Below are 12,867 nucleotides of genomic sequence, written 5' to 3'. Positions count from 1 at the left end.
CTAAAATAACCAATCATTAAAAATGAGAAATTTAAATACCATTCATATTCGTCAAGTAGAGATCGCGGATGCTGAAAATATTGCGTCCTGTATTGCTTTCGCTTTGAATCACTTTGATGAGATGCCAAAAAGTAAGTCCCTATTTTCAAAAGAAGCTCTTGTATCGCACATCAATCATCAAGAGATAAAATACTTTGTTGCAGAATTAGAGCAGTCGCTTGTGGGGGTGATTGCTTACAAATAACCCGCCCATATTTTTCATTTTTTTGTTCATCCAAATCTGCAATTTCAAGGCGTTGGAACTCATTTATTTAATTATGTGTTAGATCAATTAACTCAAACGGAGATCCAACAGATAACAGTCAATGCGCATATAGGGGCTGTTCATTTTTATAAAAAATTAGGTTTTACTTCGCAGAGTGAAGTGGAAATATTCGAAGATATGAAATTCATAAGAATGAAGAAGATGGTCGAATAAAAAAAGCACCGATAGGTGCTTTCTTCAAACTTATAAGCGTAATTAACGGCTTTGAATCCATTGATCAGCACGGTCACGTGCAGTACGAATTTGTTCTGGTGTCAGGTTGGCAGCCAAAGCCGTCTTTTTCGTCTCAGACATATTGATCACTTTATTATCTAACATGCCATCACGTGTAGAAAGCTCATACCATTGGTAAGCACCCATATAGTTTTTCTTTTGCTCTTCCATAACGGCTAAATTGAAGCTTGCACGATTGTCACCATGACTTGCTGCTTTTTCGAAGTATTGGCGAGCTAAGGTTTCATTTTTAGCAACACCAATACCGTCAGCATACATACGACCCACATTCAGCTGAGCAGATGAAATACCTTGATCGGCTGCTGCCTTATACCAAACGAAAGCTTGCTTTAGGTCTTTAGCAACATCTTTACCATGTTGATAATGTGTTGCCAGATAAAACTGGGCAGCCGGTTGACCTGCTCGAGCAGCTTTTTGGAGCTCAGATACAGGCATACGTGAATACTGTGCAGCTAGTGCAGAAGTTGATGGTTGTTGAGGTACATAATCTGCATGAACTTGGAAACTCAACAACCCTAGAAATAATGAAGTACCTAAGAATAACTTTTTCATAGAGCGCTCACTCGATAAATCGCGACCTCGCCAAACAAGTTCGGGATATGCTTGCTGAGCAAACTCCCTTGTTGATTCCCATTCACGGCTAAACGGTCAATAATTTTAATTTGATTCTCAGCACAAAGTGCTTCGAAATCCTTAAACGTGCACAGATGGATATTTGGAGTGTTATACCACATATAGGGTAAGGCATCCGAAACAGGCATTTTCCCTTTTAAAGCAAGGAAAGAGCGTGTTTTCCAGTGTGCAAAGTTAGGAAAAGTAATAATTGCTTGTTTCCCAACACGCACCATATCGCGCAAAAGCACATCAGGTGCATCTACAGCTTGCAAAGCTTGTGCCATGACAACATAGTCAAATGACTGGTCTGCAAAGCGTCCCAAACCGAGGTTCAAGTCTTGTTGGATGATATTTAACCCTCGACTGACTGCAATTGCAATCTTTTCTTGATCGATTTCTAATCCGTATGCACGAATGTTGTGCTTTTTGCTCATATGAGCCAGTAACTCACCATCGCCACAACCAAGATCTAAAATGCTTGAATCAGGTTTAATCCATTTTTCTGCAAGCTTCTGATCAATACGCATTACACGGTCTCCTTAGGGGTTGAAGCAAGATGGTCTACACCACCTAAGAAAGCCCTTAAAGTTTTGACATATAAAGGGATAGGAAACAAGAACGAGTCATGACCTTGTTCTGCATCAATATCAACATAGCTCACAGGCTTATGATTGGTAATCAATGCATCCACAATCTCAACAGATCGGGAAGGAGAGAATCTCCAATCCGTAGTAAATGAAATCACAAGGAATTTACATTTTGTATTCGACATTGCTTTAACTAAAGATTGTTCATACTCACGAGAAGGATCGAAGTAATCCAAAGCTTTAGTCATGATCAAGTAGGTGTTCGCATCAAAGTTACGACTAAATTGTTCACCTTGATAGCGAAGATAACTTTCAACTTGGAATTCAACATCGAAACCATACATGAATTTGCCAGATTTTAAATCACGACCAAATTTTTGTTTCATGGCTTCTTCAGAAAGGTAGGTAATGTGACCTACCATCCGCGCTAGAATAAGACCACGTTTAGGATAGCTGTCTTTTTCTAAATAGCGACCATGATGAAAATCAGGATCAGACAAAATGGATTGGCGCGCGACCTCATTAAACGCGATATTTTGCGCTGAAAGTTTAGGTGCACTGGCAATAATGACACAATTATTTAATCGGTCAGGATAATCTACAGACCACTGAAGTGCCTGCATGCCTCCCAAAGAGCCACCAATAATAGAGTGCCAAACAGTGATACCAAGACGATCAGACAGCATTGCTTGAGTTTTAACCCAATCGCGCACGGTCACTAATGGAAAATCTGGACCATAAGGACGATTTTCATTTTCAGGATTTGGGGAGGTTGGTCCTGTTGATCCGTTACAACCACCAATATTGTTTAATGCCACCACAAAAAATGTATTGGTATCAATTGCTTTGCCTGGCCCAATACAAGCATCCCACCAACCTGCTTTTTTATCATCTTCATGGTGATAACCAGCAGCATGATGATGACCAGAAAGCGCATGGCAGATCAAAATTGCATTAGATTTATCTGCATTGAGTGTGCCATAAGTTTCGACCATCAATTCGAAACGTGGTAAAACGCGGCCACATTCTAATGCGAGTGGTTCTTCAAATTGGAACTTTTGTGGAACAACAATGCCCACTGAGTCAGCTGGAAAAGACACAGGATAAATTCGCCTAAAATCTTAAGTATGAATAAATAAAAGGATACCACTTGAGGGTATCCTTCTAAAGTCATTTTCGTGCTAAATATTATTGCTAATATTTATACTGCCGCAGCGATCACTTGATCTGTGCTCAAAACACCTTGATCAATTAAACGATTTGTACATGCAATAATTCCTTCAATAGATGAAGTCACGATGTTGTCATGTACACCAGCACCGAATGCTGATTTACCTGTACCTTTGACTTGAAGTTCAATTAGTGCCAACGCTTTAGCATTTGCACCAGAACCAATGCTACGTTCTTCATAGTTCACAACATCGATTGGCAACTGTAAAGCATCTAAAATTGCAGAGATTGGTCCGTTGCCTTCACCACGTAGATGTTGAACTTGACCACCGACTTCAATATCTAATTCAATGACTTGATTGCCATTTTCATCAGATAATCGATAGTTTTTCGCGACATAATGTTTATCTTTCTGATTTACATATGTACTTTGGAATAAACTCCAAATTTGCTCAGCAGAAACTTCTACGCCTTCTTCGTCAGCTACCTGTTGCACGACTTGCGAGAACTCAATTTGTAAGCGACGTGGTAATACGACGTTGTAGTTCGACTCTAACAAGTATGCGATACCACCTTTACCTGATTGTGAATTGACACGAATGACTGCGTCATAATCACGTCCCAAATCTTTAGGATCAATTGGTAAGTAAGGCATGTCCCAAATTTCTTCGTTTTTCTGGAACTCAAAGCCTTTTTTAATCGCATCTTGGTGTGAGCCAGAAAATGCAGTAAATACTAAATCACCCGCATATGGATGACGTGGATGAACGGGTATACCTGTACATTCTTCAATAGTAGAAATGATTTCATTAATATTTGAAAAATCTAGATTTGGAGCGACACCTTGGGTATACATATTTAATGCAATCGCTGCAACGTCAACGTTACCTGTACGTTCACCATTACCAAATACACAACCTTCCACACGATCAGCACCAGCCATGATCGCTAACTCGGATGCTGCAATACCGCATCCACGGTCATTGTGACAGTGTACAGAAATAATGACACCATCGCGGCGTTGTAAGTTGCGATGCATCCATTCAACTTGGTCAGCGTAAACATGAGGCCCAGAAACTTCAACAGTCGCGGGTAGATTCAAGATAACTTTATTATCTGGGCGAGCATCCCAAATTTCAGTGACTGCATCACAGACATCTTTTGCAACTTCTAATTCAGTTGCGGTAAAGCATTCAGGAGAGTATTGGAACACCCATTCAGTTTCAGGATATTGTGCTGCATATTCTTTCACTTTTTGAGCCGCATTCACCGCTAAGGCTTTCGCACCCGCTACATCAACATTCAATACTTTTTGACGGAATGTTGGTGAGTTTGAATTATAGATATGCACAATTGCACGTTTGGCACCTTGTAATGATTCAAATGTACGTTGAATCAAGTGATCACGAGCTTGAACTAATACTTCGATATAGACATCATCTGGAATATGATTTTCTTCGATTAATTTACGGGTAAAGTCAAAATCAATCTGTGAGGCAGATGGAAAGCCAATTTCAATATGTTTGAAACCAATTTTCACCAACATTTGGAACATCTTGAACTTTTGTTCAATGTTCATTGGTTCGAAAATAGCTTGGTTACCGTCACGGAGGTCGGTGCTCATCCAGATAGGCGCTTTATTAATTTCGTTATTTGGCCATTGACGGTCAGGTAAGTCTACACGTTGGTACATGCGACGGTATTTTTTGCTTGGATCAGCCAACATCATGAGATAACTCCTTTCATAGCACAACATGCTTGGGTCTTGTGTAAAGGCACTGCGCTATTTATATCGATTGTGTCTATTCTATCAATTTACAAGTGGCTTACTGCATCATTTTGCTGAATTCCCTAAAAATCTTTTGAATATATAGAGCTTAGCTATACCGTCACAGTGCTTGTAAATTCTTTCTTTTAGTATAGTGCGATCTTCAAGAGAATTATTCCCTGATTTAGATCAAAGTATGATGAATGTGAAATTTTTTTTCACAATATATTTTTTTTTAATAATATTTTTCATTATAAAAATTAACTGTGAAAAATAAATTATAGTTCTGCCCATTTTCGAATTAAATTGTGATAGAGGCTCGTGAGTTTGATGACTTGCTCATGTTGATCCCCTAATTCCATACGAAGTTGCTGAATAGATTGATCTAAAGTAAATAACATATGTCGATTTGAATCATCTCGAATCATACTTTGTACCCAAAAAAATGATGCCAAGCGACAACCCGATTGGATAGAAGTGACCTCATGTAAGCTAGTAGATGGATAAAGTATCAAATCTCCTGCAGGGAGTTTGACTTCGTGATATCCATAAGTATCTTCAATGACTAATTCACCGCCGTCATATTCGTGCGGATCACTCAAGAATAAGGTACAAGATAAATCTGTTCTCAAGCGTTCTTGTGAGCCTTGAACTCTGCGAATCGAATTGTCGACATGAAAACCGAATGATTGATGCTGCTCATAGCGATTAAACAGAGGAGGGATGATATCTAGTGGAATTGCTGCTGATAAGAATAAAGGATGTTGACCTAGGGATTCTAAAATAATATCACCTAGATGTTTTGTCAGGGGATGATCATTGGAAAGTTGCTGATTATGTTTCACTGTTGCAGAGAGTGTTCCAGCTGTTACCTTTCCATTGACCCAATCTACTTTAGACATTTCTTTACGAAAATATCGAACTTGTTCAGGGCTTAGAATATTTGGAATATGATGAATCACTACGATCACTCACTGCTTTAGGTGATGAAAAGCATAGCTTGTATAGAGCTATGCTGAAATGAAATTAAAACTTGAAATTTAAAGACAATACAGCATTTCGACCTTCAGCTTCAGTTGCATAATGCGAAGCATAAGCTTTCGTGAAATAACGTGTATCTGAGAGATTATTGACGTTCAATTGAAGATCAATATCTGAATTTACTTGATAGCGAGCCATGGCGTCATAACGAACATAGCCTGGTACAAATTTGGTATTTGCAGCATCTCCATACACTCGATCCATAGCTAAAACACCAGCACCTAATTGTAATTTAGGGAGAACTTGGTAAGTTGTCCACAAAGTGGCAGAGTGTTTTGCGACATTTTGGACTTGGTTACCATTAGTTGGGCTAGCCGAATAACTTCCATCGCTATTTTTGACATAACCTGCATCAACAATTTCACTATCTAAATATGTGTATCCTGCAGATAAAGCCCATTTATTTGTGATATTGCCGTTTAAGGCTAATTCAACACCATCAACACGAGTCTCACCAATATTTCTTGTAAATCCATCATTATCTAAAGCGCGAGTATTTTCTTTTTCTGTACGGAAAATAGCAGCTGTAAGATTAATTCTGTTATTCAAAAGGTCCCATTTGGTTCCGATTTCATAGGTTTTGACTTCTTCAGGTTTGAGGTTGTTAATTGCTCTTGCTTGTGCATCAGTTGTATTGCGTCCTGGTACACTTAACCCTTCTGAACCATTACCAGCATCGATTCCAACGGGATTAGCTGAAGTCGCATAGCTTGCATAAATTGATCCATTTTCTCTTGGTTTAAAAGTTAATCCAGCTTGATAATTGAAGAAATCGTGTTTTGAATTATATTTTGTTCCTGCTTGAATTGCTGAAGTGCCTGAACCAGTATCTTGATTGTATTTCATTTCAGTTTCGAATTCATCCCAGCGAATACCAAGGTCAAGGAGCCACTGAGGATTAAGCTCAATATTATTTAGGGCATATACTGATTGTGTTTCAGATTTAATCTTCATGACATTTGGATTAGCTTGAACTTTACCTAGCCAAGCATCATTCGAATTGGGGTTATAAAGATCAGTACACCAACCATTTGAAATATTTAATGAGCATGCATTATTAGCACCACTACCGCCTATTAACGAGGTATTAGGGTCGGTTACAATGTTTGTGCCGCGTTCAGAATCTTGTTTACTGTATTCAGCACCCAAATTGAAATTATGTTTTATGATGCCTGTTTGGAGTTTACCTGTTAATGCGAGTTGATCTGTAAAACTGTCAGTGGTTGTTAGGTTGGTATTTAGACGACGCCAAACTTTTCCATTTGCGACGTTGCCCTGACTGTCATCTGGTTGAGTCCATAAGTAATTATTTTTTGATTTGCTATAGACAGCAGTATTCATCAAGCTTAGATTTTCGCTAAAATCGTGCTCTAGCTTAAGGGTCCCACTTTGATTTTCTTGCTTTTGAAAATCACGATTTAACCAACCGTAGTATGTACCCTGTTTAACATCAACGGGTGAGCCGACGGTCGCTTTTCTGTTAGTGTCGTATTTATATGGAATACCTGAATCTGGCTTATCATCAGACTTTAGGTAGTAGTAGGCTAGTGTCGCTCGAGTGGGCGTGTCTAACCCAAAGCTAATACTTGGTGCAATACCAGCACGTTCATATTCAGCGCCATTATGTTGTCCCGCTTTTTCATTCTGGTGACCCATTGCCACGACACGAGTCGCAATACCATTCCCAAAATCTTTATTTGCATCTAATGTGATACGTGCATAAGCATCAGTACCGCCAGCAACAGAGCCTTGGAAAGCATCTCCAGATTTGGCTAATTTGGAAATTAGGTTAATACTACCACCCGTAGAACCTCCACCACCTAAAGTAGAGGCGGAGCCTTTGGTGACTTCAACCTGTTCAACGGCAAACATTTCTCGGTTTTGAGAAGTAGAGTTCCTCACACCGTCAACGTACATTGAACTTTCAGAGTTATAACCACGGATAAATGGACGGTCACCATTTGGGTTGCCACCTTCGCCCGCACCAAGTGTAATTCCTGGAACAGTTCTTAAAGCATCAGACAGCGTAGTCACTTGAGTATCTTGTATCTGTTTTTGAGAAATAACAGAGATTGATTTGGGAGTATCGAGTAGGGGAGCAACGTATTTAGCGTTTGAGGATTTGTCGACTTTAAATGACTGCTCTGATTGAGCCTCTGATTTAATTGTTTCTAAATGCGCTGTATCTTCTTGTGCGAAAGTTTGACCTGAAATAACAGCCAATGACGTTGCTATTGCAGATGAAACGATTTTTTTACGTGTCGTGATAAAGGCCATGTTCAACCTGATATGAATTTGTTTTCAGGTTGAGAATAATAATGATTCTTTTTTAGCTTTAACGGGTCTTAAAATTGATATTTGCGATTTAAGTTAAGCTAAATAACGGAAGCTTAAATGTAATAATGTAATATTTTATGTATAAGTAAATGAATTTAAATAATATTGGAAAAATTAAAGTTTCTACATTTTTGTATGGCTATTTTTGATAGGGAATTAAATTTTAATAAAATAAAAAACCCTGCTAGCGCAGGGTTTTACTAGAGAGAATCTACCTAGAATTAGAAATCATATGAAATAGATAACCAGTAGTTACGACCAGCTAAGTATGTGCCTTCAGAGCTACGTCCAATTGAAAGATATTTATAAGCTTGTTGAAGATCGCCGTTAATATCTACATATTCCATATTTTGAGTAAAGTCTTTATCCAATAGATTGTTTACTGCAGCATTAATACGAATTTTATCGTTCAGTTGATAACTTGCACCAAGATTAAATAAATTATAACCAGAAAATTCGTTATTGGTTTGTTCCAAAATACTAATTGAGCCAGCGTCTGTAGGTTCACTAGTAAATCGAGGACGACCAGATTGATATTCATGTTGTAACCATAGGTCTAAAGAGTCATTAATGTGCCAAGTAGATGTTAGGCTAGCTAAATGTTTCGCAGTAGACTCTAAAGCATATCCTTTGTCTTGACCTTTAGTTATTTCTGAATCGGTATAGGTGTAAGCCGCTTTTAAGCTCCATTCTGGAATAATTTGATAATTTAGGGATGTCTCTAAACCATAAATTTCTGCTTCATCCGTGTTGAAACTCTTGCTATAAGAAGTTGCTTTATCACTAAGATTAGAGCAATCATTGGTGTTACAACTGAACGTTCTAGAAACGATCTTGTCTTCAACAACGTTGAAGAATACAGTTGCTGTAAGGTTAAAATTATCAGAAGGTTGATAATTAAATCCAAGCTCATAGTTGATTGATGTTTCAGGATCTAAATCTGGATTTCCAAGACTCGGTGTAGCACCTTGACCACTATAACCATTGATTCCGTCGTAAAGATCCTTAGCGGATGGTGTTTTATAACCTGTACTTACGCCACCTTTGATCGTTAGTGCATCATTGGTGTTCCAAACTAAATAAGCCCGCGGACTAAATTGTCCACCAAATCCGCTATGATCTTCGAAGCGACCACCGAATGTGAAAAATAAGTTGTCTTTGAGTTGCCATTCATCTTCAGCGTAGAGAGACCAAGTATCCTGTGTAAATTCTTTTCCTATACCTGCAATATCATCTGCAATGGTTGTATCTTTGTATTCAGTACCAACTGTCAATTTATGACTTTTGATTGGTGCAACAATATGAGAGTCAATCACAAGATCTTTATTTTCGAGTTTTCGAGCTTGACCTGCTAACTCTGGGAATGCATCTGTTGGAATGGTGCGACCTTGGGTCTCTGTTGTGTTATGGCTTAGATAAGTTTTCCACAAACCAAAATCATAGTTACCATCATGACCAAGTGCAAATTGAGTTCGATTGAACTCAAGCTCATCGTTATAGCCTGCGATACCACCACGAGAAATAAAGTTTCCTAAACGTTGATCTGTGTTGTCATAGCGTTGGCTAGAATAAAAACCATCGATCCATAAAGCATTTTGTTCATCTAATTTAAAGTCTAATTTTGCACCATAATCATAATTATCTGCTTTACTTGGGCGTGGATCACGGCTAGTCGAACCCTCAACAATACGTTCAGAACGTTGACGATCCAAATAGCTACCTCTTAATTGTAAACCTAAGCGGTCATTAATAAGTGGACCATTAATCACAAAACTAGATTTCCAAGAGTCTGCTTCAGCATTACTTTCCATAATGTTGCCACTCGTTGTGACATTTGCTGACCACTGATCTGCAACTTTTTTAGTAATGATATTGATCACACCACCCATTGCTTCTGAACCATAGCGAGTAGCCATTGGTCCACGTATAACTTCAATTCGCTCAATAGCGGCTAGAGGCGGTAAAAAACTATTAGAGGTTTCACCAAAGCCATTAGGTGTTACATCTGATGAGGTTGTTTGACGGCGTCCATCAATAAGAACTAAGCTATAGTCATTACCAAGACCACGCATCTTAACGTTAAGGCCAGATGTTTTCCCAACTCCAGAACGAATATCAATACCAGGGACATCTGATAAAAGATCAGCGATGCTTGTCGCATTTTTCTTTTCAATATCTTCTTTAGTTACAACACTAATAGATGCAGGTGCATTTTTAATATCCTGCTCAAAACCCGCAGCAGAAACGACAATTGTCGAAAGTTGATGAGCACTACTTTCATTTGTGGTATTTGCAAATGTTACACCGCTAGACAAAGCGAATAATGCAACTGTAAGAGGTTGAAGCTTAAACTTACTCATATTATGTTCTTCCGCTGGTATGAGTGATGCTTGAGGGCATGATCAAATTTGATGCAAATATTAATGATAAACTTTATCATTTGCAATAAAAAACAAACAATAATTAAGAAATATGAATTGAATATGGTCAAACCTTGTGAGCAAAAAAAATATTCTCAGGTTCATAAAAAAGATGGTTTGAAAAAGGTATTTTGTATATCTTTGATTGTTGTCATATAATGTGGCACTTTAAAAATTGCAATTACTATTTCTATATCGAGGAAGCCATGCAAGTAACTTCTGAAGCGGTTTCGGGCGTAGCCCGTCGTTTAAATGTATCTGTACCGACGAGCCGTGTTAATGAGCAATTCGAAGCTCGTTTAAAACGTACTGCTAAAACAGTTAAGATCAACGGCTTCCGTCCAGGTAAAGTGCCTTTAAATGTTGTTCGTCGTGAATACGGCGCGAGCATTTACCAAGAAGTGGTAAATGATGTTATTCGTGACACAGTATTCGAAGCAATTCAACAAGAGAAAATCAATGCTGTAGGCATGCCTAACATTGAAAAAGTTGAAAACAAAGAAGATGCTTTAGTTTATGAAGCTACTGTTGAAGTTTATCCAGAAGTTTCAGTTAAGTTTGACGGTTTAGAAGTTGAACGTAAATCTACTGAAGTAAATGATAAAGATGTAGATCAAATGATCGAAAATCTTCAAAAGCAACGCGCGACTTGGACTGAAACAAAAGGCATGGCTAAAAAAGACATGCAAGTTACTTTTGATTTCGAAGGTTCTATTGACGGCGAAAAATTTGAAGGTGGTTCTGCTGAAGACTTCAAACTTGTATTAGGTTCTGGTCGTATGATCCCTGGCTTCGAAGACGGTATCGTTGGTATGAAGAAAGGCGAAGAGAAAGTAATTGATGTAACTTTCCCTGAAGATTACCAAGCAGAAAACCTTGCAGGTAAATCAGCTCAATTCAAAATCACAGTTAAGCTTGTTGAAAAACAAAAGCTTCCTGAGGTAGATGCTGAATTCCTAAAAATCTTTGGTTTAACTGAAGAAGAAGGTGTTGAGAAGTTAAAAGCTGACGTTCGCAAAAATATGGAACGTGAAGTGAAAAACGGTCTTCGCAATCAAGTGAAAGGTGCAACTTTTGATGCGCTTGTAGCTGCAAATGAAATTGAAGTACCTGCATCTATGTTGTCTCAAGAAATTGACCGTCAACGTCAACAAATGATCCAACAGTTTACTCAACAGTTTGGTGCTCAAGGCGCTAAAGCATTTGATTCAAGCATGCTTCCAGATGAATTATTCAAAGAGCAAGCTGAAAAATCAGTAAAATTAGGTGTTTTGGTGAGCAGTATTCTTGCTGAAGCAAAAATCGAAGTTGATCAAGCACGTGTAGAAGCTTATATCGAAGATATGGCGACTTCTTATGAAGATCCTACAGAAGTTATTGAATACTTCAAAAATGATAAGCAACAACGTGCACAAATCGAAGCTGTTGTTTTAGAAGACCAAGTTGTAGATCACATCTTAGCGTCTGCTAAAGTAACTGATAAAGCTGTTAGCTATGAAGAATTGTTGAAAGAACAACAAGCTCGTCAACAAGGCTAATCGGTTATCCGAAGGAAGAGGCGCTTAACGCGCCTTTTTTCTTGTAAAAAATATGGATCAACTTGTCCTGTATTCACAAAGCCTAATCAAAAAATATCTGATATTTAATGGTGAATATTTTGCATTTTCGACAATTATCCCTCATATTGTGAAAATGTATTGAGTGACAAAAAATTCAGGAATAAATAACGTATGTATGTTCCAACAATTGATAATGCTTTGGTTCCAGTTGTCGTAGAGCAATCATCTCGTGGTGAGCGTTCTTTTGATATTTTCTCGCGTCTTTTACGCGAACGTGTAATTTTCTTAACGGGTGAAGTTGAAGACAATATGGCGAACTTAATCGTTGCGCAAATGTTGTTCTTAGAAGCTGAGAACCCAGAAAAAGATATTCATTTGTACATTAACTCACCTGGTGGTTCAGTGACTGCGGGTATGGCAATTTACGATACGATGCAATTCATCAAACCAGACGTCGTGACGTATTGCATGGGTCAAGCGGCATCAATGGGCGCTTTTTTATTGAATGCTGGTGCTAAGGGTAAACGTTACTGCTTAGAAAACGCTCGTGTTATGATTCATCAACCATTGGGTGGTTTCCGTGGTCAAGCCTCAGATATTGAAATTCATGCACGTGAAATTCTATTTATTAAAGAGCGTTTGAACCGTCTAATGGCTGAACACAGTGGCCAAGATTATGAAACTGTTGCACGTGATACAGACCGTGATAACTTTATGACCGCTCAAGCTGCAAAAGAATATGGTTTGGTCGATGAAGTTTTAACGAAACGTCCGCAACTTTAAGCTGTAAAGCATAGAAATTTATTTGGAG

11 protein-coding genes are annotated in these 12,867 nt (G+C 38.4%); 4 read left to right on the top strand and 7 right to left on the bottom strand.

What is annotated here, in order from left to right:
- The first annotated feature begins 22 nt into the window (after positions 1–22).
- Positions 23–244 carry a GNAT family N-acetyltransferase gene (locus tag AC1M9E_RS11970; protein WP_481607798.1) on the top strand — a complete coding sequence of 74 codons (222 nt, stop codon included), beginning with the start codon at positions 23–25 and terminating at the stop codon, positions 242–244.
- Between the two features lie 9 nt (positions 245–253).
- Complete coding sequence (locus tag AC1M9E_RS11965; RefSeq protein ID WP_481607844.1) at positions 254–478, top strand: GNAT family N-acetyltransferase; 225 nt, start codon at positions 254–256, stop codon at positions 476–478.
- 42 nt (positions 479–520) lie between these two features.
- On the opposite strand, the gene AC1M9E_RS11960 is transcribed toward AC1M9E_RS11965, so the two are convergent.
- The 7 genes from AC1M9E_RS11960 to AC1M9E_RS11930 all read right to left on the bottom strand — a co-directional run bounded on the left by AC1M9E_RS11960 (position 521) and on the right by AC1M9E_RS11930 (position 10,437).
- The gene (locus tag AC1M9E_RS11960) at positions 521–1,111 is read right to left on the bottom strand and encodes a tetratricopeptide repeat protein (RefSeq protein WP_092766758.1); all 591 of its coding nucleotides are present in this window, start codon (positions 1,109–1,111) and stop codon (positions 521–523) included.
- Positions 1,108–1,701, bottom strand: a complete 594-nt coding sequence (gene metW / locus AC1M9E_RS11955; protein ID WP_092766759.1) for a methionine biosynthesis protein MetW — start codon at positions 1,699–1,701, stop codon at positions 1,108–1,110. Before metW ends, AC1M9E_RS11960 begins: the two co-directional genes overlap by 4 nt.
- Positions 1,701–2,861 (bottom strand): homoserine O-succinyltransferase MetX, encoded by a 1,161-nt coding sequence (gene metX / locus AC1M9E_RS11950; protein ID WP_035265259.1) that lies wholly within the window; start codon positions 2,859–2,861, stop codon positions 1,701–1,703. Before metX ends, metW begins: the two co-directional genes overlap by 1 nt.
- Positions 2,862–2,962: 101 nt before the next feature.
- Complete coding sequence (leuA, locus tag AC1M9E_RS11945) at positions 2,963–4,660, bottom strand: 2-isopropylmalate synthase (protein ID WP_035265262.1); 1,698 nt, start codon at positions 4,658–4,660, stop codon at positions 2,963–2,965.
- Between the two features lie 317 nt (positions 4,661–4,977).
- Positions 4,978–5,661, bottom strand: a complete 684-nt coding sequence (locus tag AC1M9E_RS11940; protein WP_488225214.1) for a Fe2+-dependent dioxygenase — start codon at positions 5,659–5,661, stop codon at positions 4,978–4,980.
- Between the two features lie 64 nt (positions 5,662–5,725).
- Positions 5,726–8,017 (bottom strand): TonB-dependent receptor, encoded by a 2,292-nt coding sequence (locus tag AC1M9E_RS11935; RefSeq protein ID WP_481607799.1) that lies wholly within the window; start codon positions 8,015–8,017, stop codon positions 5,726–5,728.
- Between the two features lie 281 nt (positions 8,018–8,298).
- A complete protein-coding gene (locus tag AC1M9E_RS11930) occupies positions 8,299–10,437 on the bottom strand; it encodes a TonB-dependent receptor domain-containing protein (protein WP_481607800.1) in 2,139 nt (712 codons plus the stop codon).
- Positions 10,438–10,703: 266 nt separating this feature from the next.
- Here AC1M9E_RS11930 and tig point away from each other — a divergent pair, with 266 nt between their 5' ends.
- Positions 10,704–12,035, top strand: coding sequence for a trigger factor (tig, locus tag AC1M9E_RS11925; protein WP_481587580.1), 1,332 nt, complete (start codon positions 10,704–10,706; stop codon positions 12,033–12,035).
- A gap of 192 nt (positions 12,036–12,227) precedes the next feature.
- Entirely contained in the window at positions 12,228–12,839 is a 612-nt protein-coding gene (gene clpP, locus AC1M9E_RS11920; protein ID WP_035265270.1) for an ATP-dependent Clp endopeptidase proteolytic subunit ClpP, read from the top strand.
- Positions 12,840–12,867 lie beyond the last annotated feature (28 nt).

The sequence above is a fragment of the Acinetobacter sp. 24-47-47 genome (assembly GCF_057737035.1).
This window is presented reverse-complemented; position numbering and strand designations above follow the sequence as displayed.

Excerpts from the sequence above, each read along its gene's own strand:
- AC1M9E_RS11970 (WP_481607798.1), top strand. The coding sequence starts at position 23 with ATGAGAAATTTAAATACCATTCATATTCGTCAAGTAGAGATCGCGGAT.
- AC1M9E_RS11960 (WP_092766758.1), bottom strand. The coding sequence starts at position 1,111 with ATGAAAAAGTTATTCTTAGGTACTTCATTATTTCTAGGGTTGTTGAGT.
- metW (WP_092766759.1), bottom strand. The coding sequence starts at position 1,701 with ATGCGTATTGATCAGAAGCTTGCAGAAAAATGGATTAAACCTGATTCA.
- leuA (WP_035265262.1), bottom strand. The coding sequence starts at position 4,660 with ATGATGTTGGCTGATCCAAGCAAAAAATACCGTCGCATGTACCAACGT.
- AC1M9E_RS11935 (WP_481607799.1), bottom strand. The coding sequence starts at position 8,017 with ATGGCCTTTATCACGACACGTAAAAAAATCGTTTCATCTGCAATAGCA.
- AC1M9E_RS11930 (WP_481607800.1), bottom strand. The coding sequence starts at position 10,437 with ATGAGTAAGTTTAAGCTTCAACCTCTTACAGTTGCATTATTCGCTTTG.
- tig (WP_481587580.1), top strand. The coding sequence starts at position 10,704 with ATGCAAGTAACTTCTGAAGCGGTTTCGGGCGTAGCCCGTCGTTTAAAT.
- clpP (WP_035265270.1), top strand. The coding sequence starts at position 12,228 with ATGTATGTTCCAACAATTGATAATGCTTTGGTTCCAGTTGTCGTAGAG.